The organism is Microbacterium sp. Leaf203 (assembly GCF_001421275.1).
Taxonomy (GTDB): Bacteria; Actinomycetota; Actinomycetes; order Actinomycetales; family Microbacteriaceae; genus Microbacterium; species Microbacterium testaceum_A.
The window spans coordinates 1664942-1688926 of the sequence record NZ_LMKF01000022.1 but is presented as its reverse complement, the minus strand read 5'-3'; the positions used below and the strand labels follow the sequence as shown (position 1 = coordinate 1688926).

30 protein-coding genes and 1 tRNA gene are annotated in these 23985 nt (G+C 69.4%); 19 read left to right on the top strand and 12 right to left on the bottom strand.

Going from position 1 to position 23985, the window contains the following annotated elements:
* Positions 1-135 precede the first annotated feature (135 nt).
* The 9 genes from ASE56_RS09145 (at position 136) to ASE56_RS09105 (ending at position 4573) form a co-directional block, all read left to right on the top strand.
* Positions 136-531, top strand: a complete 396-nt coding sequence (locus ASE56_RS09145; RefSeq protein WP_056227584.1) for a YbaB/EbfC family nucleoid-associated protein — start codon at positions 136-138, stop codon at positions 529-531.
* Entirely contained in the window at positions 528-845 is a 318-nt protein-coding gene (locus tag ASE56_RS09140; RefSeq protein ID WP_056227581.1) for a hypothetical protein, read from the top strand. The genes ASE56_RS09145 and ASE56_RS09140 overlap by 4 nt, the downstream gene beginning before the upstream one ends.
* On the top strand, positions 842-1957 hold the full coding sequence (locus ASE56_RS09135; RefSeq protein WP_056227576.1) for an HNH/ENDO VII family nuclease: 1116 nt from the start codon (positions 842-844) through the stop codon (positions 1955-1957). Before ASE56_RS09140 ends, ASE56_RS09135 begins: the two co-directional genes overlap by 4 nt.
* Positions 1957-2481, top strand: a complete 525-nt coding sequence (locus tag ASE56_RS09130; RefSeq protein WP_056227573.1) for an ankyrin repeat domain-containing protein — start codon at positions 1957-1959, stop codon at positions 2479-2481. Before ASE56_RS09135 ends, ASE56_RS09130 begins: the two co-directional genes overlap by 1 nt.
* Complete coding sequence (locus ASE56_RS09125) at positions 2462-2809, top strand: DUF2185 domain-containing protein (RefSeq protein ID WP_056227570.1); 348 nt, start codon at positions 2462-2464, stop codon at positions 2807-2809. Before ASE56_RS09130 ends, ASE56_RS09125 begins: the two co-directional genes overlap by 20 nt.
* A gap of 50 nt (positions 2810-2859) precedes the next feature.
* A complete protein-coding gene (locus ASE56_RS09120; protein ID WP_056227567.1) occupies positions 2860-3426 on the top strand; it encodes a GAD-like domain-containing protein in 567 nt (188 codons plus the stop codon).
* Positions 3427-3497: 71 nt separating this feature from the next.
* Positions 3498-3800: a GAD-like domain-containing protein gene (locus ASE56_RS09115; RefSeq protein ID WP_162234499.1), complete on the top strand. Its 303-nt coding sequence runs from the start codon at positions 3498-3500 to the stop codon at positions 3798-3800.
* Positions 3797-4060, top strand: a complete 264-nt coding sequence (locus ASE56_RS09110) for a T6SS immunity protein Tdi1 domain-containing protein (protein ID WP_056227562.1) — start codon at positions 3797-3799, stop codon at positions 4058-4060. The genes ASE56_RS09115 and ASE56_RS09110 overlap by 4 nt, the downstream gene beginning before the upstream one ends.
* A 48-nt stretch (positions 4061-4108) precedes the next feature.
* Entirely contained in the window at positions 4109-4573 is a 465-nt protein-coding gene (locus ASE56_RS09105; RefSeq protein ID WP_056227559.1) for an NUDIX domain-containing protein, read from the top strand.
* 11 nt (positions 4574-4584) lie between these two features.
* On the opposite strand, the gene ASE56_RS09100 is transcribed toward ASE56_RS09105, so the two are convergent.
* Positions 4585-4980, bottom strand: coding sequence for a barstar family protein (locus tag ASE56_RS09100; protein ID WP_056227556.1), 396 nt, complete (start codon positions 4978-4980; stop codon positions 4585-4587).
* Between the two features lie 500 nt (positions 4981-5480).
* On the bottom strand, positions 5481-5840 hold the full coding sequence (locus tag ASE56_RS09095; protein WP_056227553.1) for a YnfA family protein: 360 nt from the start codon (positions 5838-5840) through the stop codon (positions 5481-5483).
* Between the two features lie 139 nt (positions 5841-5979).
* Here ASE56_RS09095 and ASE56_RS09090 point away from each other — a divergent pair, with 139 nt between their 5' ends.
* Positions 5980-6192 (top strand): hypothetical protein, encoded by a 213-nt coding sequence (locus ASE56_RS09090; protein ID WP_056227550.1) that lies wholly within the window; start codon positions 5980-5982, stop codon positions 6190-6192.
* Between the two features lie 6 nt (positions 6193-6198).
* Here the strand turns inward: ASE56_RS09090 and ASE56_RS09085 are convergent, their stop codons facing one another.
* Together ASE56_RS09085 and ASE56_RS09080 are read right to left on the bottom strand one after the other, a co-directional pair.
* Entirely contained in the window at positions 6199-6861 is a 663-nt protein-coding gene (locus ASE56_RS09085) for a response regulator transcription factor (protein ID WP_056227547.1), read from the bottom strand.
* Positions 6858-8066 carry a sensor histidine kinase gene (locus ASE56_RS09080; RefSeq protein WP_082450361.1) on the bottom strand — a complete coding sequence of 403 codons (1209 nt, stop codon included), beginning with the start codon at positions 8064-8066 and terminating at the stop codon, positions 6858-6860. The genes ASE56_RS09085 and ASE56_RS09080 overlap by 4 nt, the downstream gene beginning before the upstream one ends.
* 132 nt (positions 8067-8198) lie before the next feature.
* Between ASE56_RS09080 and ASE56_RS09075 the strand changes: the two genes are divergently transcribed.
* The 3 genes from ASE56_RS09075 (at position 8199) to ASE56_RS09065 (ending at position 11959) form a co-directional block, all read left to right on the top strand.
* On the top strand, positions 8199-8906 hold the full coding sequence (locus ASE56_RS09075) for an ABC transporter ATP-binding protein (protein ID WP_056227544.1): 708 nt from the start codon (positions 8199-8201) through the stop codon (positions 8904-8906).
* On the top strand, positions 8903-10195 hold the full coding sequence (locus tag ASE56_RS09070; protein ID WP_056227541.1) for an ABC transporter permease: 1293 nt from the start codon (positions 8903-8905) through the stop codon (positions 10193-10195). The genes ASE56_RS09075 and ASE56_RS09070 overlap by 4 nt, the downstream gene beginning before the upstream one ends.
* 96 nt (positions 10196-10291) lie before the next feature.
* On the top strand, positions 10292-11959 hold the full coding sequence (locus ASE56_RS09065) for an FAD-binding dehydrogenase (protein ID WP_056227537.1): 1668 nt from the start codon (positions 10292-10294) through the stop codon (positions 11957-11959).
* A 98-nt stretch (positions 11960-12057) separates the two neighbouring features.
* Here ASE56_RS09065 and ASE56_RS09060 read toward each other — a convergent pair whose 3' ends face one another.
* On the bottom strand, positions 12058-13137 hold the full coding sequence (locus tag ASE56_RS09060) for an acyl-CoA desaturase (RefSeq protein WP_200914163.1): 1080 nt from the start codon (positions 13135-13137) through the stop codon (positions 12058-12060).
* A gap of 285 nt (positions 13138-13422) precedes the next feature.
* On the opposite strand from ASE56_RS09060, the gene ASE56_RS09055 reads away from it, so the two are divergent.
* Genes ASE56_RS09055 through ASE56_RS09045 form a run of 3 tightly spaced genes read left to right on the top strand, consistent with a single transcriptional unit; the run spans position 13423 to position 16235 of the window.
* Positions 13423-14517: a YihY/virulence factor BrkB family protein gene (locus tag ASE56_RS09055; RefSeq protein WP_082450359.1), complete on the top strand. Its 1095-nt coding sequence runs from the start codon at positions 13423-13425 to the stop codon at positions 14515-14517.
* Between the two features lie 19 nt (positions 14518-14536).
* Positions 14537-15262, top strand: coding sequence for a histidine phosphatase family protein (locus ASE56_RS09050; RefSeq protein ID WP_056228503.1), 726 nt, complete (start codon positions 14537-14539; stop codon positions 15260-15262).
* Positions 15219-16235 carry an ADP/ATP-dependent (S)-NAD(P)H-hydrate dehydratase gene (locus ASE56_RS09045; protein WP_156371640.1) on the top strand — a complete coding sequence of 339 codons (1017 nt, stop codon included), beginning with the start codon at positions 15219-15221 and terminating at the stop codon, positions 16233-16235. Before ASE56_RS09050 ends, ASE56_RS09045 begins: the two co-directional genes overlap by 44 nt.
* Positions 16236-16412: 177 nt before the next feature.
* Here the strand turns inward: ASE56_RS09045 and ASE56_RS09040 are convergent.
* Positions 16413-16486: transfer RNA gene (locus ASE56_RS09040), tRNA-Pro, on the bottom strand.
* Positions 16487-16610: 124 nt separating this feature from the next.
* Between ASE56_RS09040 and ASE56_RS09035 the strand changes: the two genes are divergently transcribed.
* The gene (locus ASE56_RS09035) at positions 16611-17189 is read left to right on the top strand and encodes a GNAT family N-acetyltransferase (protein ID WP_056227535.1); all 579 of its coding nucleotides are present in this window, start codon (positions 16611-16613) and stop codon (positions 17187-17189) included.
* A 42-nt stretch (positions 17190-17231) separates the two neighbouring features.
* Entirely contained in the window at positions 17232-17615 is a 384-nt protein-coding gene (locus ASE56_RS09030) for an RNA-binding S4 domain-containing protein (protein ID WP_056227533.1), read from the top strand.
* A gap of 141 nt (positions 17616-17756) precedes the next feature.
* Here the strand turns inward: ASE56_RS09030 and ASE56_RS09025 are convergent, their stop codons facing one another.
* Positions 17757-18659: an NUDIX domain-containing protein gene (locus tag ASE56_RS09025; protein ID WP_056227530.1), complete on the bottom strand. Its 903-nt coding sequence runs from the start codon at positions 18657-18659 to the stop codon at positions 17757-17759.
* Positions 18660-18739: 80 nt separating this feature from the next.
* Between ASE56_RS09025 and ASE56_RS09020 the strand changes: the two genes are divergently transcribed.
* Positions 18740-19153 (top strand): GNAT family N-acetyltransferase, encoded by a 414-nt coding sequence (locus ASE56_RS09020; protein WP_056227527.1) that lies wholly within the window; start codon positions 18740-18742, stop codon positions 19151-19153.
* Between the two features lie 167 nt (positions 19154-19320).
* On the opposite strand, the gene ASE56_RS09015 is transcribed toward ASE56_RS09020, so the two are convergent.
* From ASE56_RS09015 to ASE56_RS08995, 5 genes are all read right to left on the bottom strand, one after another.
* Positions 19321-19767, bottom strand: a complete 447-nt coding sequence (locus ASE56_RS09015; protein WP_056227524.1) for a DUF805 domain-containing protein — start codon at positions 19765-19767, stop codon at positions 19321-19323.
* A 103-nt stretch (positions 19768-19870) separates the two neighbouring features.
* The gene (locus tag ASE56_RS09010; protein WP_056227521.1) at positions 19871-20308 is read right to left on the bottom strand and encodes a DUF805 domain-containing protein; all 438 of its coding nucleotides are present in this window, start codon (positions 20306-20308) and stop codon (positions 19871-19873) included.
* Between the two features lie 267 nt (positions 20309-20575).
* A complete protein-coding gene (gene der, locus ASE56_RS09005; protein WP_056227518.1) occupies positions 20576-22099 on the bottom strand; it encodes a ribosome biogenesis GTPase Der in 1524 nt (507 codons plus the stop codon).
* Complete coding sequence (gene cmk, locus ASE56_RS09000; protein ID WP_235556954.1) at positions 22089-22844, bottom strand: (d)CMP kinase; 756 nt, start codon at positions 22842-22844, stop codon at positions 22089-22091. Before cmk ends, der begins: the two co-directional genes overlap by 11 nt.
* On the bottom strand, positions 22837-23970 hold the full coding sequence (locus ASE56_RS08995) for a prephenate dehydrogenase (protein WP_056227515.1): 1134 nt from the start codon (positions 23968-23970) through the stop codon (positions 22837-22839). Before ASE56_RS08995 ends, cmk begins: the two co-directional genes overlap by 8 nt.
* Positions 23971-23985 lie beyond the last annotated feature (15 nt).

The window sequence follows — 23985 nt, the reverse complement described above, 5'->3', positions numbered from 1 at the left end:
CGGCCCCGGAGCGGAGATGAGACGATTCTCATCCTGTTCAGCCGTATTCCGACCTACCCTCGTCTGTGGATAAGTGACGATTGCCGCGCGCTGTGGAGGAACGTCTACCGCGCGTGGCCCGGGTGGGGGCACAGCGTGTACGGATCACCGGAAGAAACGCTCGGGCGGATCGAAGAAGACACGCGTCGCGCGCAGGAACGCGGCGAGAAGCTGCCGGTCCTGCAAGCCGCGATCAGAGAGGTCCGAGCGAAGGCGGTGGCGCGTACCCGCGACATCTCCGTCGAGGTGGACGCGGCGGGGGTCATCCACGACCTCGACATCGCCGACGCCGCGCTCGAGCGCGGAGGCCGCCGCGTCAGCGCCGAGGTGATGGACCTGATCGCGAAGGCCACGAAGGACGCCCGCATCCGCACCCTCGAAGTGACCACCCAGATCATGGGCGAATCGGACCCCATCGTCGGCGTCGTGGCCGCGGAGCTCATTCCCGACCAGGAAGACGACGGAGTGACGCGCCGAGGAGGCCTGCGATGACCCCGCAGATCCGGATGGATGCCGACGTCATACTGCAGCACGCGTCGCGCGTGCAGCAGCTCGCTTCGGACGCCGCCGAAGCGGCAGCCGCCCTGAAGAGCGTGAATCTGGGCGGCGGGGCGTTCGGTGTGATGTGCGCCTGGATCGTCCCACCCGTCGGTCTCGTCTCGAGCGCGGTCTCGCAACACATCAACGGCGCCGAGGGCGTCCTCGAGCGCACCGGCCAGGAGTTGCAAGGTGTCGTCGCCGACTTCGACGCCTACGAAGAGGCCGTGGTCCAGGCGACCAGGAGTCTCGAGGGAGGCCTCGGATGAGCACCTCTCTCGTCGCAGCGCCCGTCGACACGACCTCGGCGTTCTCGGGCGCCTTCATCGTCACCGATGGACAGGCCCTGGCAGACGCCATCCGGAGCGGAAACTGGGTCGAAGGCGGGATCGCCGGCTTCTCGGCCGCGATGGACACCGTCGCCGCCGTGATGGACCCCATCGGCACGCTGATCGCCAACGGTCTCGGCTGGCTGCTCGACCACATCGAACCGCTCAAGGGCTGGCTGAACGACCTCACCGGCAACGCGGCTGAAGTGCAGGCCTTCGCCGCCACGTGGAACAACGTCGGCGCACGCATGAACGAACTGGGCGTCACCGCCCAGAACCGCCTCGCCGACCTCGACGGGCTGTCGGGAGAGACCATCACCGCGTACACCGCGCACGTGCAGGGGCTGTCGCAGCACCTGACGACGTCGGGCCAGTGGGCGGGGGCGATCTCGACGGGGTTGTCGATGGCGTCGTCGCTCGTGCAGATGACCCACGACCTGGTACGAGACGCGATCAGTCAGATCGTCGGCATGGCGATCTCGGCCGCGATCACCGCGGTCGCGACGGTCGGCCTCGCGACGCCGGTGATCGCCGCGCAGGTCGGTTCGCGGGTCTCTGCGCTCGTGCCGCGCATCAGCAAGACCATCACCACCGTCGTGAACGCCTTCACCAAGCTGCGCGGGCTCGTCGAGGAGCTCAGCAGCATGGCCGGTAAGGCGCTGCAGTTCTTGACGAAGTGGGTCGGGGGCGGCAAGGGAGCCTCGACGGTCGAGCATGTCGTCGAGACGGTTGCCGACGCCCGCCCCTATCTGAAACCTGGATCGCGCCCCTCGTTCAGGAAGGGTGTGGTGGAAGAGGTGTGGGAACGCGCGAAGTCCTTTGACGGGCACGTCTACGACCCGAACACGGGTGCGCGCATCGATTGGACTCCGGGCCAACCACGAAAAGGCGTGTGGGATATGGGCCACATCCCACAAGAGAAGTACCATGATATGTGGTTGGATTACGTGGATGGCAAACTGACTCCCGCTGAATTCCGGGACTGGTACAACAGGCCTGAGAATTATCGACCAGAATTGCCGGCGAACAACAGAGGTCACAAGTTCGAGTAATGGATATCTTTCTTACTGCTCATCTGAAATCCGCTGACGATTTCTTCGCGGATTTCACACCTGGCGATGCTAAGGCGGTCGACCCCAAAGGACGCGGCCTCTTGCTCATGTCCCTTCAGAATAAGGACCTGCCCAGCCGATACGCGGTGAGCAACTTCCTTCTAGATCAAAGCGCTCCGGCCAATACCTCGGGGAACGGGGGCGCCACGGCGCTCCATATCCTCTTCGGTCAGGTCTCGCACGACGTGATCGAAGACGCTCGCCTCGCACGACGCCTCATCGACGCCGGCGCGGACATCAACGCTCGCGACGATAACGGGCGGGTGCCTTTCCTCGAAGTTCTCAACATGAAGTACAGTGATGACGATCTGAAGCCGATATACGACCTTTGGTTCGAGCAACCATACGCCGACTTCACATCGGTTTCGCGCCACGGGGTTTCACCGATCACCTTCGCAAAGAAACTTCCTTTCCGCGGTGCCATTGTTGCTCGAATGGAGACATATGTCAGCGAACGTTCCTGAATTCGTCCGCGACTCCGGAGCGTCCATAGCGTCCCGGCGCGTCCTCGACGGCAGCGCGCCCCTCAAATGGGCCGTTCGCGAGGCTCCGTCGAACCCGTCCGACAACGGGTGGCGGTTCTTCTCCGAGATCGACGACGAGTCATATCTCGGTGACCCGTCGAACCTCGAGGTGGCGTCCTTCAACACGATCGCGGCTATCGAGCCGGCCGTGATCCCGCTGCTCAACATGCCGGTGGGCACAGACCTGGCCATCATCCGAGACCGAGGGGCGATCCGCTTCTTCGACAACGAGACGGGACGCGAAGTACCTGCGTCCGACCTCGGCTGAGAGCGAGAGCATCATGCGCGCGCACGAACGAGCCGAGGACGACATCTGACGTGCCCGTCGAGCTCTTCCGCGATTTCGTCCGCGTCGCCGCCGTTCCATCCGTCACCGTCGCTCGATACCGCAACCTGGTTGAGCCTGCTCTCGTCGAGCTCTGGGAGGCTCACGGATTCGGGCTCGCGGCCAACGGCTTCCTGCGGGTTGTCGACCCGGCGCGATACTCCTCTCTGATCGGCGAGTTCCTCCCCCGCCCGGACATGGTCCCCGTCCTCGCGACAGCGCTAGGCGACGTCGTCGTCTTCTTCGACGACAGGTACCGCGTGCTGCAGTTCAGATACGCCCGCGCGACCGGTGGCGTCGGATCGAGCCTGGACATGATCGGACTGTTCGCGGCTCAGGAAAGCTGGCTCAACAGATTCATGGGCTACGCCCCCTACGCCGAAGCCGCTGAGAGGTACGGCGCCCTGAACTCCCCCGCCGATTTCGACGAGATCTACGCCCCACTGCTGCCCCTCCCGGCGGGAGGCCCCGAGGGGGTCGAGCACCTGGCACGTGTCCGCATCTTCGAGCACATCGCGCTCACCGCACACCTTGCCGGCCCGATTCCGTTCGCGGGATAGCTTTTCCGGGCGGGCACCGACGCCGAATCGGCGGGCGGAGACCTTCTAGACAGTCACAGGGATGGATGACCATGGCATTCCGGCCATTCGAAGATTTCACACCGATCGCCCCGACCTCGGCCGCGACGATGCAGAAGTACTCGGGAATCCTCGAAGAAGCCGTGCTCGAAATGTGGCAGATCCACGGATTCGGATTAGCGGCCAACGGATTTCTGAAGGTCATCGACCCCGACTACTACCGGGAGATGGTCGGAGGGTATCTGCCCCACCGGGATATGGTTCCCCTCTTCGCAACCGGCCTCGGGGACATCGTGGTCGCCTCGGGAGGCGGCTACCGGGTGCTGCAGTACCGGTACTCCCGCATTCGGGAATGAGCTCAAGCATCCGTCATCTCGGACTCAAGATCACCAGTGCCGAGTGGCGCGAAGAGATCTACGACTCCGCACCTTACGACGAGGCGGCTGCGGCGTACGGACCGCTGACGGCGCCCGCAGACTTCGATGACATCTACGCGAGCACTCTTCCCCTTCCCGCGGGCGGCTCCGAAAGCGTCGAGTTCCTCACTCGCTCGCGGATCTTCGAGCACATCGCGCTCACGACTCAGCTCGCCGGCCCAATCCCCTTCACGGGCTGAACCCGCCACGAAGACTGCCTGCTCAGGTGCGCGCGAGAGGATGACGACATGCCCCTGGACGCGTCATTCATCCGCGTGAAAGCCATGCTCCTCGTCCCCCACCCCGATTCATGGGCTCACCTCGTGAGCGCCCACGGACCGACGCACGAGAACCCGCGGGGCTTTCACCGCCTGATCGGCGGCAGCGTCGAGTTCGGCGAAACGCATCGCGAAGCGATCATCCGTGAGGTGGAGGAAGAACTCGGCGCGCGCATCACTGACCTCACCTACCTCGACACGATCGAGAGCCTCTTCCGCTACAACGGCGAGGCGGGTCATGAGATCATCGCGCTCTACTCCGGCAGACTCGACCCCCTGCCCCCAGAGCACGGCGGCACCCTCACCGAGTCCGACGGTTCCGTCGTGCCCGTCGTGTGGCGACCGCTCGACGCTCGGAGAGAGTCCGCTCCCCTCTACCCCGTGGCCGCGGAGCCCCTGGTCCGATCCCTCGTCACCCGCAAGACCGTGCGGTGAGCCGGACCCCGTCAGTCGAGCACCAGCTCGATGTTCCGGTGATCCCGGAACACCCTCACCACCAGCTCGAAGTACGTCTCCCCCACGCCCGACTCGAGCGCGTCCAGAGCACGCTGGGCGGTCGCCGCGGAGTACACCTCGGGCCGGGCGAGCTTCGCGCGGTAGTACTCGCGCGTCTCGTCGATCCCCAGCGCTTCCCGCGCGATGTCGGCCCGCTTCCACACCACCAGCGCCGGTTCCGCCCCGTCGAGCACCCCGAACCCGCCGTACAGCAGGTCGTCGAGGGCGTCGAGGCTCTCGCCCAGCGTCCACTCCTCGTCGGGCATGAACACGCGGTTCAGTTCGGCGTAGAGCGACGGGATGCCATGTATCGCCGCCCCGTCGATCTCGAGGGTGCGCGGGGTCATGGCATCCGTCCTTCTGGGTGGTGGAAGTGAACGACGAAGGGCCGGACGCCTGTCGGCATCCGGCCCTCTCGTGCGAACCTCGCTCGGAGGTTCCGGACGACTAGTTGCCGCCGTTGATCACCGACAGGTACGACCCGAAGGGGCGCGCGGTGTCGAGATCGGCGAAGTCGTCGGCAAGGCCCTCGTGAGGCGTGTTCTCGTTCTGCATGAACCAAGTGTCCGCGAGCGGCCGTCGTCGCGGGGGGTGGTTGACAACCGCCTAATATCTCGCCTAGCTAACTACTCTTCCCTCTAGAGACTGGATGCGCTGTTCGAGGAAGGCGATGTAGTCGGCCATGTATGCGAGCTTCGCCTCGAGACGGTCGAGCCGCGGGCTGATGTGGCCCTGGTTGTCCTGCTACGGGGTGTTGAGGGGTACGTCCGCGTCGATCTTCGCGAGCACGGTGCGCAGCGGACTCGAGCCATCGGCGGCATTCGTCATGACGCCAGCGTAGGCGCGCTCAGGCGCTCGGCGCCTGATCCGTCCCGGCCAGCACCGGTGCGAGCATGATGATCGCGGCGCCCACGAGCGCCACCGCGGAGCCGACGTAGTCCCACACGGTCGGCCGGAAACCGTCGACGACGATCCCCCACGCCAACGAACCCGCGATGAAGACTCCGCCGTATGCCGCGAGCACGCGCCCGAAGTTCGCCTCGGGCTGCAGCGCCGCGACGAACCCGTAGGCGCCCAGGGCCAGGATGCCGAGCAACGCGAGCCACCACCCGCGGTTCTCGCGGACGGCCTGCCACACGAGCCATGCCCCGCCGATCTCGGCGATCGCGGCCACGGCGAACAGGATCACGATGCGCGCGGTGGTCATTCCGCCATTATCGACCGCGCCGCGCGAGCGGCCCCTACCGTGACCGACCGGGTTACGCCGGAAAACCGGCAGATGACGGGTGCGAAACATTTGAGAGGACTGCGCTTTGCGGCCGCTACGGTTCCCTCAGGAGGTACCCATGACTCGACCCCGCACGGTGACCCACACCTACACGCTGGCGGGCGGCTGGCAGAAGGCGCACCACGGACCCCTGACGGCGGAAGTCGCCGAGAACCTGCGCCGCTCCGGCGTCACCATGGTTCGCGCGCGCCGAGGGCTCTTCGACAGCCGCGAGATCTCACTGCGCGACTATCCGCCACGGCGGGCTGAGGCGCCCGTCTCGCCTCGCTGAGCGTGGTCAGCGGCCGGGGCGGAGCAGACCGCTTTCGTACGCGGCGATCACGAGCTGCGCGCGGTCGTGTGCGCCGAGCTTCACCATCGTGTTCTTGACGTGCGTTTTCGCCGTGTGCGGCGAGATGTACAGCTCGCCCGCGATCTCATCGTTCGAGCGTCCGCGCGCGACGAGCAGCAGCACCTCACGCTCGCGATCGGTCAACGCCTCGAGCGACGGTGGCGCGCCCACCTGCGCGGGCGCCGCGCGCACCCAGGTCTCGATGAGCGCGCGCGTCGCCGTCGGTGACAGAAGCGCTCCGCCCTCGTGGACCGCGAGCACGGCGCGGACGATGCCGTCCGGCTCGGCGCCCTTGCCGATGAAGCCACTGGCCCCGGCACGCAGCGCCGAGACGACGTACTCGTCCTCCTCGAAGGTCGTCAGAATGAGCACCCGGGTGTCGGCGAGGGCGGGGTCGGCGCAGATCACCGCGGTGGCGTCGATGCCGTCCATCCGCGGCATCCGGATGTCGCACACCACCACATCGGGGCGGAGGCGCCGGGCGAGCTCGACCGCCGCCTCGCCGTCGGCGGCCTCGCCCACGACCGTGATCCCCTCGGCCGCGTCCAGCAGGTCGCGGACGGCGGAGCGGATGAGCGACTGGTCGTCGACGACGATCACGGTGGTCACGGGGCAGTCTCCGATCGGACGGGGGCGGGGAGGGGAAGACGCGCCGCCAACCGGAAGCCCCCAGGGGCGAGGCCGGCGTCGAGCTCGCCGCGCACGGCGTCGACCCGCTCGCGCAGGCCGATGAGCCCGAATCCCGACGTCGGCGGCGCCTCGGCGGGCTCTGGCATGCGATCCAGGGGGTTCGTCACCACGACTTCGAGCACGTCCCCATCGCGACGCACCAGCACGTGCGCGCGACGGGTGGTGCCGTGCTTCACCGCGTTCGTGAGTCCCTCCTGCACGACACGGTAGGCCACGATGCCGATTCCGATCGGGATGCCGCTGCCCTCGGCATCCGTACCGATCTCGTCGCGCACCACGACGTCCCACCCCGCCACCCGCACCGACTCGACCACCTCGGGAACACGCGCCAGGCCTGGCTGCTCCCGCGCCGCGGCCTCGTCGGGAGCGCGGAGCACGCTGAGCATCGCCCCGATCTCGCCGAGCACGTCGCGCGAGGTGGTGCGGATGGTGGCGAGGGCATCGCGTGCTTTCTCGGGCCGCGTCTCGAGTGCCGACGACGCCACCCCCGCGTTCAGGCTGATCACCGAGATCCGGTGGGCGACCGCGTCGTGCAGGTCGCGCGCGATGCGCAGGCGCTCCTCGGTGACGCGGCGCCGAGCCTCGGCCTCGCGGGTCTCTTCGGCTCGTCGCGCCCGCTCCTCCACCGCCTCGACGTAGGCGCGACGCGAGCGCGCGGCGTCGCCGATCGCTCCGGCGAGGGCCAGGGCCAGCCCGACCTGCAGGAAGCGCGTGTCGACCCCGCTGACGAGCGAGACGGTGATGCTCGTGGCCGTCGTGGCGATGACCGCCGCGAGGATCGCGGGCACCGACCGTCGGCGTGCGGTGCACTGCGCGACGGTGTACGCCGCGACGATCATCGCGAGGGTCGCTCCCGGCGACTGCGTGCCCAGCAGGAGCGCCCCCAGGTACAGCGCGACGCAGGCGGCGAGCGCGAGCCGCGGTCTCGCGCGACGCATCGGCAGGACGAGCGCCGGCAGCAGGACGAGCACGAGGGCGACGGGGTGAGAGGGGCGCAGCTCTGCGAGCGGGAGCGGGGCGAAAGCGGGCCCGACCACGAGAACGGCGAGGCCCAGGTCGGCCAGCCACGGACGCGCGGTCCGGAACGCCCGCGGCGCGGACATCGTGGTCTCGGGAGCGCTCACCGGTCCAGTCTGTCGCCTCCTGCGGCCCCGGGCGATCGCCCCGGCGGGTCATTCGCGAATACCCCCGTGGGGGGAGTCGTCCTCCCCGGCGGTGGGACGCGGCATCCGGGGTCCGAGCGCGAGGGTGGGGTCATGGCATCCGATCCCGCTCCCCCACTCCTCTCGGTCACCGACCTGCACAAGTCGTATGGTCGCGGCTCCGCCCGCTTCGACGCCCTGCGCGGGGTGACCCTCGACATCCACCGCGGCGAGAGCATCGCCATCCTCGGCAAGAGCGGCTCGGGCAAGTCGACGCTCATGCACCTGCTGGCTCTGATGGACGCGCCCACGCGCGGCGCCGTGCTCCTCGACGGAGTGGATGCCACGACCCTGCGCGGACGCCGGCTCAACCGCACGCGCAACAAGACGTTCGGCTTCGTGTTCCAGCAGTTCTTCCTGACGCCGAGCGCGTCGGTGTTCGACAACGTCGTGCTGCCGCTCAAGATCGCGGGGGTGGGCCGCGGCGAGCGCAAGCGCCGGGCGCTCGCCGCCCTGGCCGAGCTCGACATGGGCGACAAGGCCCGCAACAAGGCCACGGCCCTCTCGGGTGGGCAGAAGCAGCGCGCCGTCATCGCCCGCGCCCTGGTGAACGACCCGCAGGTGATCTTCGCCGACGAGCCGACCGGAAACCTGGATTCGGCGACAGGAGCGGTCGTCGAGGACATCCTCTTCCGCCTCAACCGCGAGCACGGCATCACCCTCATCATCGTCACGCACGACGAAGACCTCGCGGCCCGGTGCGACCGGCGCGTGCAGATCCGCGACGGACTCATCGTCGCCGAGGAACGGAGTGCGGCATGAAGACCCTCGATCTGGTGAGTACCGCCGTCGCCAACACGTTCCGCTCGAAGACCCGCACGATCCTCACGGTGCTGGCGATCTTCGTCGGCGCCTTCACCCTGACCATCACCAACGGGCTCGGCACCGGTATCAACGCCTTCATCGACAGCACCGTCAGCGCGATGGGCGCCTCCGATGCGCTGACCGTGACCAAGACGAGCACCGATGCCACGGCATCCACCGCTCCTCAGAAATACGATCCGGATGCCATCTCGTCGGGGCGTCAGGCGGGCCCTCCCGGAACGACGAGCGAGGTGACCGCGCTGACCGACCAGGACATCACCGCGCTCGCGGCGGTGCCGGGGATCGCGAAGGTCGCGCCGGTCAAATCCGTGACGATCGACTACGTGCAGGCGCCGGGCGGCGACCCGTACGTCGCCCGGGCCGGGAGCCTCGTGGCGGGGCAGACGCCGCAGATGGGCGCGGGGGTGGCGCCCGACGACGGTTCGCAGGCGCTGCAGGTCGCCCTCCCCGACGCGTTGGTCGAGCCGATGGGCTTCGCCGACGCCGACGCGGCCGTGGGCGCCACCGTGACCATCGCGGTCACCGATCCGGTCCGCACCCAGCACACGGTCGAGGCGACCGTGACCGGGGTGACCGAGGAGGCCTTCGGCAGCACCACGACGCTGACGACGAACGCAGCCCTCGAAGACGCCCTGTCGGCCGCGCAGAACACCGGCGTCCCCGCCGACCAACTCGACCGGTACGCCTCGGCGAGCGCGACGATGACAGCGGGCGCGAACGTGACCGACGTGAAGTCCGCGCTCACCGACGCCGGCTACACGGGGACGACGGTCGCCGATCAGCTGGGCACGTTCGAAGCGGTGATCAACGGCATCGTGCTGGTCTTGAACGCCTTCGCGATCATCGCCCTGCTGGCGGCGAGCTTCGGCATCGTCAACACCCTGTTGATGTCGGTGCAGGAGCGCACGCGTGAGATCGGCCTGATGAAGGCGATGGGCATGGGGAGCGGGCGCGTGTTCTCGCTGTTCAGCCTCGAGGCGATCTTCATCGGCCTGCTGGGCAGCGCGCTCGGTGCGGTCGTGGCGATCGGGGTGGGGACGGCGGTGAGCGCCCAACTCGCGACGAGCCTGTTCAGCGACCTGCCCGGCCTGCAGCTCATCGCCTTCGATCCGGTGTCGATCGTCGTGACCACGCTCGCGGTGATGGGCATCGCGTTCCTCGCCGGAACCCTGCCGGCGGCCCGCGCCGCCCGCGCCGATCCGGTCGAGTCGCTGCGGTACGAGTGAGACGAGGGCCGGTGCACGGGGACACCCCCGGTGCACCGGCCTTCGACGCGTCGACCGGCGTAGCGTGGGTTCCGCCACTCGACGCCGAGGGAGAACATGGACGCCGACGTCATCATCATCGGAGCGGGACTCGCGGGTCTCGTCGCGAGCGCCGAACTCGCCCGTTCGGGCAAGAGCGTGATCATCGTCGAGCAGGAGAACGCCGCCAACCTCGGTGGGCAGGCGTTCTGGTCGTTCGGGGGGATCTTCCTCGTCGACTCCCCCATGCAGCGGCGCCTCGGGGTGAAGGACTCCCTCGACCTCGCTTGGCAGGACTGGCAGGGCTCCGCCGGGTGGGACCGTCTCGACGGCCCGCACCCCGAGGACGAGTGGGCGCAGAAGTGGGGTCGCGCGTACGTCGAGTTCGCCGCCGGTGAGAAGCGCTCGTGGCTGCAGCAGCAGGGCGTGAAGTTCACCCCCGTGGTCGGGTGGGCGGAGCGCGGGTCGCTCACCGCCGGGGGCCACGGCAACTCCGTCCCCCGCTTCCACGTGCCGTGGGGAACGGGCACGGGCATCTCGGAACCCTTCGCCGACAGGGCGAGAGCAGCGGATGCCGTGGACCTCCGCTTCCGTCACCGGGTCGACGGACTGCTCGTCAGCGACGGCGCCGTCACCGGGGTGCGCGGCGCGATCCTCGCCCCCGACGACGCTCCCCGCGGGGTGTCGTCGTCACGCGAGGTCGTCGGCGCGTTCGAGCTGTCGGCGCAGGCCGTCGTCATCGCCTCGGGCGGGATCGGCGGCGACCACGAGCGCGTGCGCCGGTGGTGGCCCGAGCGGCTCGGCACTCCCCCGCGCACCATGGTGACCGGCGTCCCCGCCCACGTCGACGGACGCATGCTCGACATCGCCGCGGATCAGGGCGTGCGCCTGGTGAACCGCGATCGCATGTGGCACTACACCGAGGGGCTGCAGAACTGGAACCCCGTGTGGCCGGGTCACGGCATCCGGATCCTCCCCGGTCCTTCCTCGATGTGGCTCGATGCCCGCGGCCGTCGCTTGCCCGCGCCCGGGCTGCCCGGATACGACACCCTCGGCACCCTGAAGCTGCTGCGCACCACTCCCGACCTCGTCGACCACGACTACTCGTGGTTCGTGCTCGACCAGACGATCATCAAGAAGGAGTTCGCGCTCTCGGGCTCGGAGCAGAACCCCGACATCACCAACCGCGACCTGGCCCTGCTGCTGCGCACGCGACTCGGACGCGCCGCTCCCGGCCCGGTCGAGGACTTCAAGCGCGAGGGAGCCGACTTCGTCGTGGCCGACACCCTCACCGAGCTCGTCCGCGGCATGAACGCCCTCACCGGAGACGACCTGCTCGACGAGGACGCGATCCGTCGGCAGATCGAGGCCCGTGACCGCGAGGTCGTGAACCCGTACTCGAAAGACGCGCAGACCATCGGCATCCAGAACAGCCGCCGCTTCCGCGGAGACCGCCTGTTCCGCACGGTCCCCGCCCACGCGATCCTTGATCCCCGCCACGGCCCGCTCATCGCCGTCCGCCTCTGGATCGTCACGCGGAAGACCCTCGGCGGAATCCAGACCGACCTCGACGGCCGCGCCCTGGACGAATCCGGGATGCCGATCCCCGGCCTCTACGCGGCGGGCGAGGCCGCGGGCTTCGGCGGCGGCGGCGCCCACGGGTACAACGCCCTCGAGGGGACCTTCCTCGGCGGGTGCCTGTTCACCGGGCGGACGGTGGGGAGGGCGCTGGCGCGGGCGGTGTGAGGGCGGGCATCATCGCTCGCGGTGACATGTGTCACCGACACAACGACAGAGGGCCCCGCGCGATGCGGAGCCCTCTGGGGTGGGTGGTCGTGCGGGCGTCAGGCCCGCGCGGCCGCCGAGGTCATGGGGCACTCGAACGGGTCGCGGGCGGCGAGCCCCACCCGGTTCAGGTAGCGGATCACGATGCCGTACGACTCGAACAACGTGGTCTCGACGTAGGGGACGTTGAGCGTCTGGCTGTGCTCCTTGACGATCGCGCGGGCCTTGCTGAGGTGCGGGCGCGGCATGTTCGGGAACAGGTGGTGCTCGATCTGGTAGTTCAGGCCACCCATGAGCCAGGTGGCCCACCAGCCACCGGTGATGTTGCGCGAGGTGCGCACCTGCTTGCTGAAGAAGTCGAGCTTCGCGTCGGGGGCGATGACGGCCATGCCCTTGTGGTTCGGGGCGAACGAGGCGCCCATGTAGACACCGAACACGGCGAGCTGCACGCCGAGGAAGGCGAAGGCCATCCCGAGCGGCAGGAAGACGAAAACCGGAGCCAAGAAGACCGCGAAGCGCAGGGCGATGATGCCGAGCTCAGCCCAGCGGCCCTTGACGGGCTCCCGCGAGAGCAGGTGGCGCAGACCGATGACGTGCAGGTTCGCACCCTCGAGGGTCAGCAGGGGGAAGAACGCCCAGCCCTGGCGCTGGGTGATCCAGCGCTGGATGCCGCGGGCCTTGGCCGCGTCGACGTCGAGGAACGAGATCGTGTCGATCTCGATGTCGGGGTCCTTGCCGACGCGGTTCGGGTTGGCGTGGTGGCGCGTGTGCTTCGATGTCCACCACGACAGGCTCATGCCGACCACGCCGGCCGCGAGCCACAGGGCGAGGCGGTCGTTGGCCTTGCCCGAGGCGAAGATCTGCTTGTGCGCGGCCTCGTGGGCGAGGAACGCCACTTGGGTGAACAGGATTCCGAGGGCTGCGGCGATCAGCAACTGGAACCAGCTGTCGCCGAGCAGGACGAACCCGGTGATCGCGCCGGCGAAACCGAGGGCGAGGACGACCCCGACCATCGCGTAGAACCGGCGGGCGCGAACGAGCAGGCCCGTTTCACGGACGACCTGCGACAACTCTGTGTAGGCCTTGGCCATGGGCGGGAACTCCGTCGTTCCCTTGTAGGTCTGACGGATCGGTCCCATCCGGGACTCGACGACGGGTGCAGCCAATGCGTGCTCCTCGGTGGGGGGTGACCGAAGTCTCGAAGCCGGGGGCAGATGCCGACGACTTGGTGGCCACGCTACGGGGGCCGTATGCGCGAAGGCGTATACGCTCATCCCGCGATCGGCGGAAATCCGCGTGTTCCCGGAAGGGAGCCTGCATTCTGTGCAGGACATTGCCAGGCTCGAACGCACCTCGTTCTCACAAGCGTGATGGCAGCACAACCCTGTCGGCGTTTTCGGTCGATCCGACGTACACCGGTCGCTATGGCACGGCAGAAGACCACCCGCACCGCACCTCCCTCCGAGGACGGCGAGAAGCCCGACTCCCCCACCGATCTCGAAAAACGGTCGTGGGGGTACATCCTCAAGAAGACGCTGCGGGAGTTCTCCGCCGACCAGTGCCTGGACGCCGCAGCGGGTCTGGTCTACTACTCCGTGTTGGCGCTGTTTCCGGCCCTGCTGGCCATCTTCTCGGTCCTGGGCGTCGTCGGACAGGGGGACGCAGCCGCGGCGGCGATCACCGATGTCGTCCGGCAGGTGGCACCCGGGGCGGCGGACGCGCTGAGCGGACCGCTCGAAGAGATCGCCTCGTCCCCCGGCGCCGGGTTCGCGCTCGTCTCGGGCATCGTGCTGGCCCTCTGGTCGGCGTCGGGATACGTCGGGGCGTTCAGTCGCGCGATGAACCGCATCTACGAGATCGAAGAGGGCCGGCCCTTCTGGAAGCTGCGCCCCATGCAGCTTGTCGTCACCGTGATCGCCGTCGTATCCCTGACCCTCGTGGCTCTCGGCCTCGTCATCTCGGGTGACGTCACCTCCGCCATCGGCAGCGCCCTCGGTCTCGGCGAGGGCGTGCAGATCGCGTGGGACATCGCGAAGTGGCCGGTGATGCTCTTCGTCATCGTGTTCCTGGTCGCCGTCCTCTATTACGCCACGCCGAATGCGAAGCAGCCGAAGTTCCGGTGGATCAGCCTCGGCGCGATCGTGGCGATCGTCGTCCTGGTCCTGGCCACGGCCGGCTTCGCCTTCTACATCGCCAACTTCTCGAACTACGACCGCACGTACGGCTCTCTCGCGGGCGTCATCGTGTTCCTCCTGTGGTTGTGGATCGCGAATCTCGCTCTGCTGTTCGGCGCGGAGTTCGACGCCGAGCTCGAGCGTGGTCGGCAGCTGCAGGCGGGCATCGCCGCCGAGCGCGACCTCCAGCTCCCCGCTCGCGACACCCGCAAGAGCGACAAGCAGGACGAGAAGGAGCGTGAGGACGTCGACGAGGGCCGTCGCATCCGTCTGGGCGAGCCCGAGAAGTCGGACGCCCCGCAGCCGAAGAGGCGACGGCGCGGGCTGTTCGGGAGACGGAAGTGACGCGCGCGGAGGTCCCGCTGTGACGGTGAACAAGCTGTGGCTGGTCCGCCACGGCGAGAGCGAAGGAAACGTCGCCGCGTCGAAGGCCGACCGCGAGGGCTCAGCCGTCATCGCCCTCGACGCACGCGATGCCGACGTCGCCCTGTCTCCCGTCGGCGAGGAGCAGGCCCGGGCGCTGCGCACCTGGTTGGCGGTCAACAGCCCCTCCATCGACGAATACTGGGTGTCGCCGTACCGTCGGGCGCGTCAGACGCTCGCTCTCGCTTCGGGCGATGTCGCGACCGGCTCCCGGCCGCGGGTGGACGAGCGGTTGCGCGACCGAGAACTCGGCATCCTGGATCTTCTGACGACGCGGGGAGTGCTCGAGCTGCACCCGGAAGAGGCGGCGCGGCGTCGGCACCTCGGCAAGTTCTTCCACCGGCCGCCCGGCGGCGAGTCGTGGGCCGACGTTGCCCTGCGGTTGCGGTCGTTCCTGGCGGAACACCTGGAACGACCGGCCGACTCGGCGGTGATCGTCGCACACGACGCGGTGATCATGCTCGCGCTGTACATCCTGCTGCCGATGGACGAGCCGGAGCTGCTCGCCTTCGCGGCCGTGCACACCGTCAGGAACGCGTCGGTCACCGAACTCGTCCGCACGAACGACGGGTGGGAGCTCGTCACCTTCTCCGACATCACTCATCTCGAAAGCGCAGGCGCCGATGTCACCGTCCACTCCGGAGAGACCGATTCCCCCCACCGTTGAGAAGGTCTCGCGGGCGCTGCTGCGCGAGTGGGGTCTGCCCGATCCCGGGTCGAAGAAGGCCCGCGGGCAGGTCGTCGTCGTCGGCGGCTCATCCCGATCGCCCGGGGCCGTGATGCTGTCGGCCGAGGCGGCGCTGCGCGTCGGCGCGGGGAGAGTGGGCCTGGCGGTTCCGCCAGAGACCGCGATGGGCCTCGGCACTGCCATGCCCGAAGCCGGGGTATACGCCTGGGGAGGGGATGCCGACTCCCTCGACGAGGGACTCCGTTCGGCGCTCGAGTCGGCGGACGCGGTGCTGTTCGGCCCGGGCTTCGACGATCCCGACGTCACGCGCGCGGCGCTGCTCGCGATCGCTCGTGTCGGCGTGACGCGGCTCGTGTTGGATGCGTTCGCCCTCGGCATCCTGTCCGATGTCGATCGCTCGCTCCTGCCCGAGGACCTGCTCATCAACGCGAATGAGGAAGAGGCCGCGCTCCTGCTGGAGCGCGACCTCGGCGAGGACCGCGCCGCGGACATCGCGGAAATCGCCGACCGCTACCGCGCGGTGGTGCACTGCTTCGGGACCGTGGCCACCCCCGACGGGCGGGTGTGGCAAGCGGAACCCGGCAGCGGAGGACTCGGGACGGCGGGGAGCGGGGACGTCCTGTCCGGCTGCATCGCCGGGTTCGCCTCGCGCGGGTTCGAGCCGGAACGCGCGGCGGTGTGGGGCGGGTGGACGCACGCGCGTTCGGGCGACCGTCTGACCGAGCGCGCCGGCGTCGGGTTCTTGGCGCGGGACCTCCTGGGCGAGGTGACGGCGGTGGTGCGGGATGTGGTGGGGCGAGGGGTGCTTTCCGTTCTGGAGCCCGAGGTGGCAACGCTAATGCTGACGCTCAGACGGGTCGGCCCTGCGGGCTGCCTCAGAGCTGCTCCGAATGCCCCTCCATCTGTTCCCGGCGGTACTTGCGCAACGCGGAGAGAACCGCTCCGCGAATGACGAGCCACGACACCAGGGCCGAGATCCCACCGATGATCACAGTGGACGGGAGGGCGATCATGAATTCGTCGAAATCGAACATGGGGCTCACCCTATGAGCGACATAGTGACGACCTCTCGGACACCCCCGAGAAACGACGAAGGGCCGGAAACTCTTGCGAGTTCCGACCCATTCCGTCGGGATGACAGGATTTGAACCTGCGACCCCTTGACCCCCAGTCAAGTGCGCTACCAAGCTGCGCCACATCCCGTTACCCGCGAGCGGGCAACTCCCCTATATTAGCCCCTCGCCGACGCCCCCGCGAACCAACGCCCACCCCGGGCGTGTGCGCACGCCCTTGTCCGATGTCGGAGGCCCTCGCTACGGTCTCGGGCATGACGATCGCGATCCTGCCCGCCACCGGTGACCGCTTCGACGACGCCGAGACGGCGCTCGACAGCGGCGACGGTCCCGGATGCCAATGCCAATGGTGGCTGCTCACCAACGCCGAGTTCCAAAAAACCTCGCGCGACGACCTCACCACGCGCTTTCACGCCGAGATGCACGGCGATCGCGCTCCCGGGCTCATCGCCTACGTCGACGGCGAGCCCGCGGGCTGGGTGCGCGTCGGTCCCCGCATCGACCAGACGCGCCTCCTGCGCACCCGCGACGTCACGACCGCGACGGACGAGCCCCTCGACGCCGACGACGTGTGGTCGATCTCGTGCTTCGTCGTCCGCACGGCTCACCGCGGTCAGGGCCTGATGAAGAAACTCCTGGATGCCGCGGTCTCGACCGCCCGCGACGCCGGCGCCCGCGTCGTCGAGGCGTACCCCCTCGACCCCACCGTCGCGAGGCGCTCCGCCAACCAGCTGTACCGCGGCACCGTGTCGATGTTCGAACAGGCGGGCTTCGACATCGTCGATCGCCCCAAGCCGGACCGCGCTCTCGTCTCGCTGACCCTGCGCGGGTGAGACCCCGTCTTACGATGGAGGTTCGCCGACGAAAGACCTGACATGACGGATGCCACGACCACCGCACGCGTCGACGCGTGGCTCTGGGCGGTGCGCGTCTACAAGACCCGGTCCGCGGCGACGACTGCGTGCCGTGCGGGCCACGTCCGAGTCAACGGCGAACGCGCCAAGGCGGCGCAACCCGTGCGCCCGGGCGACGAGTTGCGGGTGCGGATCCAGGGTTTCGACCGGATCCTCGTCGTGAAGAAGACGATCGCGAAGCGTGTCGGGGCGGCCCTCGTTGCGGAGTCCGTGGACGACCGCACTCCCCCGCCGCCCTCGAAAGAGAGCATGCCGTTCGTTCCGGTGCGCGATCGCGGCGCCGGCCGCCCCACCAAGCGCGACCGCCGCGACATCGAGAAGCTCCGCGGCCGCGAACTCGACTGACCGTCGCGTCACACCCTCCGCAATCCGCACATCCTCAGCCGCATTCCTCGCCCACCGACTGAGCTTGTGCGAATCACTGACCCGGCGAACCCGCCGACGCCTCGCCACACGCGCGGCCTCCCGGGGCGGCTGACGCAGCCGTCAGTTCAGCTGGTCGAGCAACCAGTGCGCTCCGTGCACGCTCGCCCCGAGCTCCTCGACGCGCGCCGCCAGTTCGCGGTCGCTCGTCACGACGACCACCGGACGAAACGCCCCCGCGACCTCGCGCACGACGGCGACGATCTCGTCGTCACCCTCCCCCGGCGCGTGCCGCACCTCGATCGCGGGTGCCACCGGCTGGGCGGACCGCGCCTGACCCTCCAGCACCGCGGTGACCGAGGGGAACCAGCGCGTCGCGGAAAGCCCGAGGGCCTCGGCATCCACTCCCCGCTCCACCAGCCGCGAGACCTTCGTCACCAGGCGGGTCGCGGCGCCGACGCGGTCTTTCCACCACCCGTCGGGAACCGAGCCCATGACGTTCGCCACGTCGACGACGATCGCCGGACGCACGGTCAGGGCCTCACGCAGGGCCGGCCACGAGGCGGCGAAGCCGGGATGCAGGGGCAGTGATTCGACCTCGTCGACGGCAACCCACTCCAGGGCGACGCTCTCGGGGTCGCTGATCACGGGCTCGAAGGGTGTCGTGACGTCGGCCACCAGGGTCGAGTACGACCAGATGCCGAGGTCGAGCACGCTCTCGAAGCGCGCCCGCACGGCATCCGCCGGCACTCCGGCCTCTTCGCCCGACTCGCGCAGGGCGCCGTCGCGAGCGGACTCGCCCTCGTGCCGCGCGCCTCCCGGCAGAGCCCAGGTGTCGCCGAAGTGACTCCACGAGACCCGGTGCTGCAGCAGGACGCCCCGGTCGGGGTCGAGGGCCAGGAGCCCTGCCGCTCCGAAGCGCCCCCAGTACTTCTCGCCCGTGGGCGCGACGACCCAGGCATCGCCGGGGTCGCGGGGTCCGTGCGGACGCCGCGGCTCGCCGGGGGCAGGGGGCTCGATCGTCATCGTCTCCAGCCTGGCACACCCCTCGCGCGAGGGCGCCGCCGCGCGTCACATCGCGCCGCGAAACGCGGAACACTGGTCGGATGCAATACGAATTCGACGACGACCCCGCGCGGATCGACCGCGACGCGGTCTGGCAGTGGCTGAGCACCGAGGCGTACTGGGGGCGCTGGCGCACCCGTGCCGACGTCGAGGCCCAGCTCGACAGCGCGTGGCGCGTCGTCGCCGCGTACCACCGTGAGACGGGTGCGTTGGTGGGCTTCGCGCGGGCGATCTCCGACGGCGTCGGCTTCGCCTACCTGGCCGACGTGTTCGTCGTCGCCGCGCACCGCGGTCACGGCCTCGGCAAGGGCCTGGTCTCGCTGATGATCAACGAGGGCCCGGGTCCCCACTTCCGGTGGACGCTCTTCACGAGCGACGCGCACGGCCTCTACCGTCAGTTCGGGTTCGCCGAGCCCGACCGGACGGCTCTCGTCCGCCCCGCCGCACCCCTCTGAGGCACCGGATGCCGGCTCCCCACGCCGACGCCGCATCCCGCTGACACGTCGGTCACCGCCCGGCTCCGTCGGCCGGCAGCGACCGGTGCATGAGCGGAGCGACCGGGTCGTGGCATCCGGAAACGAGGAACGCCCCGACCACTCGGGCCGGGGCGTTCGCTCGGGTCTCAGGCGTCGAAGCGCGCGCCCGCCGGGTCGGCGGGGAGCAGCTCGAACACGAGAAGGACGAGCGGTCCGACGATGGGCACGAACGCGATGAAGATCCAGAAGCCGCTCTTGTTCGTGTCGTGCAGACGGCGCACGATCAGGGCCAGGTGCGGCACGAACGTCGCCAGCCCCCAGGCGATCAGCACGACGAGAAACACCAGGCCCAGCCCGCTCGGAGCAGCTGCGTTGCCTTCGGGGTCGAGTCCGCCCGCTCCGCCCGTGACGAGCGCGAGGATCTCGAGCACGGCCACGACGAGGACGTTCGCGAGAATCCACCACCAGAATTCGCTGCGGCTGGCCCGACCGGTAAAGGTGGCGTACTTCTTGAAGAAGCGCTGGACGGCTGCTCCCAGCGGAGCGCCGTAGTACGGCTGGTCCAGCGCAACGGTGTTCTGCGAGTACGACATGAGTGTCCCCCTGACACATAGGCGAGTGAATGCGCCGGCACGCTCGTCGGCGCGAATGCACCCTATCGATTCCGCCACGCGGGGGGCGACATTGTTTCGCCCTTCATCCGTCGAAGCGCGCACCCTCGGGTCGCCGCCCCTGCAGCGTGAACGCGAAGAGCACCAGGGCGCCGATCAACGGCACCAGCCCGATGAACACCCAGAAACCGCTGCGACCGGTGTCGTGCAGGCGCCGTACGAGCACGGCGAACGTGGGGATGATCGTCGCGAGCGCCCACACGAGCCAGATCGCCCCGAGGATCACCCCGTGCGGTCCGGTGATGGTCGTCGAGCCGTCGGCTTCGATCCGGATGCCGTCGGTCAGCGTGGGCAGCGCGTTCAGCACCGTGCCCACGACGGCGGCGGTCAGCACCCACCACCAGTACTCGCTGCGACTCGCACGACCGTGGAAGGTGGCGTACTTCGCGAAGACGCGGCGGACCGCGGCGCCTAGCGGCGCGCCGTCGTACGGCTGGTCGAGCGGCGGGCCGGCGGTGGTCATGGGGTCTCCCGGCGTCAAGAAAGGGCGGATGCCACGGCGTCGCCGTCGCGAGAGCACTGTATCGACCTCCCGGTCGGATGTGGGCCCGGTTGCGTCGCGCCTCGCGGCTCCGGCGCGCTCGAGACTGCATCTCGCTGACGCACCCGCGTCAGCCTGCAGCGCAGGTGTCAGCGAGGTGCAGTTTCGCGAGAAACCCGCACCCGCAGACGCCCCCGCACGCGAAAGCGCCCCGACCCCACGACGGGGACGAGGCGCTTTCGACGCGGATCAGCGCTGGCGCTTCTCGCGGATGCGCATGTTGAGCACGATCGGGGTGCCCTCGAAGCCGTAGATCTCGCGCAGGCGCCGCTGGATGAACCGGCGGTAGCCCGGGTCGAGGAACCCGGTCGTGAACAGCACGAATGTCGGCGGACGCGTGGCCGCCTGCGTGCCGAACAGGATGCGCGGCTGCTTGCCGCCGCGCAGCGGGTGGGGGTGCTCGGCGACGAGCTCCGAGAGGAAGGCGTTGAACTTTCCGGTCGGAATGCGGGTGTCCCACGACTCGAGCGCCTGCTCGAGGGCCGGCACGAGCTTGTCGAGGTGGCGACCGGTGCGGGCCGAGATGTTCACGCGCGGGGCCCACGCGACGTGCGCGAGGTCCTGCTCGATCTCGCGCTCGAGGTAACGGCGACGGTCCTGGTTCTCCATGTCGTCGTCGTTGAGGCGATCCCACTTGTTGAACGCCAGCACGAGCGCGCGACCCGACTCGAGCACGAGGTCGATGATGTTGAGGTCCTGCACGCTGATGGGCTGCGAGACGTCGATCACGACGACCGCGACCTCGGACTTCTCCAGAGCGGTCGAGGTGCGCAGCGACGCGTAGAAGTCGGCGCCCTGAGAGAGGTGCACGCGGCGACGGATGCCGGCGGTGTCGACGAGCGTCCACAGCTTGCCACCGAGCTCCACGACCTCGTCCACCGGGTCGCGGGTAGTGCCGGCGAGCTCGTTGACGACGACGCGCTCTTCGCCGGCGGCCTTGTTGAGCAGCGACGACTTGCCGACGTTCGGGCGGCCGAGGATCGCCACGCGGCGGGGTCCGCCGATCTCGTACTTGGCGACCGCCGACACGTCGGGCAGCACCTTCATGATCTCGTCGAGCAGGTCGGCCACACCGCGGCCGTGGATCGCCGAGACGGGGTGCGGCTCGCCGAGTCCGAGGTTCCACAGCGCGGCGGCCTCGGGCTCGTGGCGGGCGTCATCGACCTTGTTGGCGATGAGGAAGACCGGCTTGCCGCTCTTGCGCAGCAGCTTCACGACGTGCTCGTCGGTCGAGGTCGCTCCCACCGTGGCATCCACCACGAAGAGGACGATGTCGGCCAGGTCGATCGCGACCTCGGCTTGCGCGGCGACCGAGCGGTCGATGCCCTTCGCGTCGGGCTCCCAGCCGCCGGTGTCCACCAGCGAGAAGCGCCGGTCGAGCCACTCGGCCTTGTAGGTCACGCGGTCGCGGGTGACACCGGGGGTGTCCTCGACCACGGCCTCGCGGCGACCGAGGATGCGGTTCACCAGCGCCGACTTGCCGACGTTGGGCCGACCGACGATCGCGACCACCGGCAGCGCCGGCAGGAACTCGATCGCTCCCTCACCCGAGGCGAGACCCGCGAGGAGGGCGGCGTCTTCCTCGTCGAGGTCGAAGTCCTCGAGGCCCGCGCGCAGCGCTTCGGCCCGCTGTTCGGCGAGCACCTCGTCGAGCTGCTCCATCTTCTCGGCGAGCTGGTCGGGCCCGCCTTCGTACTCGTCTTCAACGCCCATCGCGGGCTCCCATCGTGGAGTCGACGACGCTCAGCACGGCGTCGACGGTCTGTTCGAAATCAAGGTGGGTCGAATCGACGACCTCGACGCCGGGGGCGGCGGTGAGGAAGTCGACGACCGTGGAATCAGCGGCGTCGCGCTGGTGGAGGGCTGCGGCGACCTTGGCGGCATCCTGATCCGTCATCTCCGCGCTGCGGCGCGCCGCACGCACCTCGGGAGCGGCGGTCAACAGGATGCGCACGGGCGCGTCGGGGAAGACCACCGTGGTGATGTCCCGCCCCTCGACAACGACACCGGGAAGACCGGCGGATGCCACGAGCCGACGGAACAACTGGTTCACCGCCTGGCGCACGGGGGCCACGCGGGCGACGCCGCTGACGGCGTCGGTCACGCGGGACTCGCGGATCGCGGTGGTCACGTCGACGCCCCCGACACGCACCCAGCGGTCGGTCGTGTCGAGCGAGATCGCGTAGTCGAAGTCGCCGAACACCTCGAGCACCGCGGTGGCGTCGGAGGTGTCGGCACCGTGGGCGAGAGCGTGCCACGCGAGGGCGCGGTAGGCGGCACCCGTGTCGAGGAAGCCGTACCCGAGACGGGCGGCGGAGGCCTTCGACACGCTCGACTTGCCGCTGCCGGCGGGGCCGTCGATCGCCACGATGACGGGCGCGGACGACCCCTCGGCGGGGGCCGCGAAGCCGGGCGCGGCGAGGCCGGGCCGGAACAGGGCGGGGGTGGGATCAGTCATGGGTGGTGCTCGCAATCCGCCAACCGCGCTGCTGGAGGCCGTCGACGGCGCGGCGGACCGCGTCGGGGACGACGCTGATCTCGGCCAGGCCGAACGGGGCACCGGGCGAGTGCTCGAGGCGTAGGTCTTCGACGTTGACGTCGAGGTCGCCGAGCTCGCCGAACAGGCGCCCCAGCTGGCCGGAGGTGTCGTCGACCATGACGACGAAGGTATCGAAGCGGCGGTTCTGGCCGTGCTTGCCGGGCAGGCGTTCCACGCCCTCGTTGCCGCGGCGGATGGTGTCGGCCACCGCGCGGCGGGCACCGGGCACCTCGGGATCGCGCAGGGCTTCGGCGACATCCGTGAGGTCGGCCGCGAGCTGGTCGAGGACCGCGACGACGGGCGCCGCGTTCGCGCCCAGGATCTGCACCCAGAGTTCGGGAGCGGATGCCGCGATGCGGGTCGTGTCGCGCACGCCCTGGCCCGCAAGACGCAGGGACCCGTCCGGCGCCTCGACGAAGCGGCCGGCGAGGAGGCTCGCCACCAGCTGCGGCACGTGCGACATGAGAGCGACGGACTCGTCGTGCTCTTCGGGCGTCATCTCGATGAGCGTGGCGCCGAGGTCGAGGGCAAGGCCCTCGACGAGGGACAGGTCGTAGGCCGAGGTCTCGCCGTCGCGGCACACGACCCAGGGGCGGCCGACGAAGATGTCGGCGCGGGCCGAGATCGCTCCTCCGCGCTCGCGCCCGGCCATAGGGTGCGAGCCGATGTAGCGCGTGAGATCGACCCCTCGTTCGCGGAGGGTACGCAGCGGTTCGAGCTTGACGCTCGCGACGTCGGTGACGACGGCATCCGGGAACGTCTCGAGCTCGCGCTGCACGACGTCGGCCGTCACGTCGGGCGGCACGGCCACGACGATCAGCGAGGGACGGTCGTCGGGGCGCTCGGCGCGACCGGCGCCGTAGTCGATGGCCAGGCGCAGCTGCGAGGGAGACGCGTCGACGAGCACGACGTCGACGCCGCGGGCGGTCAGCGCGTGACCGATGCTCGCGCCGAGCAGGCCCGAGCCGACGACGCGGACGGTGCCGCTCGTTCGGGTCGCCAAAGGCCCGGCCGCGCGCGCGGACGTTCCGTTCGGTTCGCTCATCGGGTCTCCTGCCCT

Bases quoted from the DNA above. Each gene is read 5' to 3' on its own strand.
- cmk (WP_235556954.1), bottom strand. From the start codon at position 22,844: ATGACTGATCCCACCCCCGCCCTGTTCCGGCCCGGCCTCGCCGCGCCC.
- ASE56_RS09065 (WP_056227537.1), top strand. From the start codon at position 10,292: ATGGACGCCGACGTCATCATCATCGGAGCGGGACTCGCGGGTCTCGTC.
- ASE56_RS09015 (WP_056227524.1), bottom strand. From the start codon at position 19,767: ATGTCGTACTCGCAGAACACCGTTGCGCTGGACCAGCCGTACTACGGC.
- ASE56_RS09010 (WP_056227521.1), bottom strand. From the start codon at position 20,308: ATGACCACCGCCGGCCCGCCGCTCGACCAGCCGTACGACGGCGCGCCG.
- ASE56_RS09140 (WP_056227581.1), top strand. From the start codon at position 528: ATGACCCCGCAGATCCGGATGGATGCCGACGTCATACTGCAGCACGCG.
- ASE56_RS09115 (WP_162234499.1), top strand. From the start codon at position 3,498: ATGGCATTCCGGCCATTCGAAGATTTCACACCGATCGCCCCGACCTCG.
- ASE56_RS09100 (WP_056227556.1), bottom strand. From the start codon at position 4,980: ATGACCCCGCGCACCCTCGAGATCGACGGGGCGGCGATACATGGCATC.
- ASE56_RS09105 (WP_056227559.1), top strand. From the start codon at position 4,109: ATGCCCCTGGACGCGTCATTCATCCGCGTGAAAGCCATGCTCCTCGTC.
- ASE56_RS09055 (WP_082450359.1), top strand. From the start codon at position 13,423: ATGGCACGGCAGAAGACCACCCGCACCGCACCTCCCTCCGAGGACGGC.
- ASE56_RS08995 (WP_056227515.1), bottom strand. From the start codon at position 23,970: ATGAGCGAACCGAACGGAACGTCCGCGCGCGCGGCCGGGCCTTTGGCG.
- ASE56_RS09030 (WP_056227533.1), top strand. From the start codon at position 17,232: ATGACGGATGCCACGACCACCGCACGCGTCGACGCGTGGCTCTGGGCG.
- ASE56_RS09075 (WP_056227544.1), top strand. From the start codon at position 8,199: ATGGCATCCGATCCCGCTCCCCCACTCCTCTCGGTCACCGACCTGCAC.
- ASE56_RS09020 (WP_056227527.1), top strand. From the start codon at position 18,740: ATGCAATACGAATTCGACGACGACCCCGCGCGGATCGACCGCGACGCG.
- der (WP_056227518.1), bottom strand. From the start codon at position 22,099: ATGGGCGTTGAAGACGAGTACGAAGGCGGGCCCGACCAGCTCGCCGAG.
- ASE56_RS09035 (WP_056227535.1), top strand. From the start codon at position 16,611: ATGACGATCGCGATCCTGCCCGCCACCGGTGACCGCTTCGACGACGCC.
- ASE56_RS09060 (WP_200914163.1), bottom strand. From the start codon at position 13,137: ATGGGACCGATCCGTCAGACCTACAAGGGAACGACGGAGTTCCCGCCC.
- ASE56_RS09045 (WP_156371640.1), top strand. From the start codon at position 15,219: ATGTCACCGTCCACTCCGGAGAGACCGATTCCCCCCACCGTTGAGAAG.
- ASE56_RS09135 (WP_056227576.1), top strand. From the start codon at position 842: ATGAGCACCTCTCTCGTCGCAGCGCCCGTCGACACGACCTCGGCGTTC.
- ASE56_RS09025 (WP_056227530.1), bottom strand. From the start codon at position 18,659: ATGACGATCGAGCCCCCTGCCCCCGGCGAGCCGCGGCGTCCGCACGGA.
- ASE56_RS09110 (WP_056227562.1), top strand. From the start codon at position 3,797: ATGAGCTCAAGCATCCGTCATCTCGGACTCAAGATCACCAGTGCCGAG.
- ASE56_RS09090 (WP_056227550.1), top strand. From the start codon at position 5,980: ATGACTCGACCCCGCACGGTGACCCACACCTACACGCTGGCGGGCGGC.
- ASE56_RS09130 (WP_056227573.1), top strand. From the start codon at position 1,957: ATGGATATCTTTCTTACTGCTCATCTGAAATCCGCTGACGATTTCTTC.
- ASE56_RS09125 (WP_056227570.1), top strand. From the start codon at position 2,462: ATGTCAGCGAACGTTCCTGAATTCGTCCGCGACTCCGGAGCGTCCATA.
- ASE56_RS09070 (WP_056227541.1), top strand. From the start codon at position 8,903: ATGAAGACCCTCGATCTGGTGAGTACCGCCGTCGCCAACACGTTCCGC.
- ASE56_RS09095 (WP_056227553.1), bottom strand. From the start codon at position 5,840: ATGACCACCGCGCGCATCGTGATCCTGTTCGCCGTGGCCGCGATCGCC.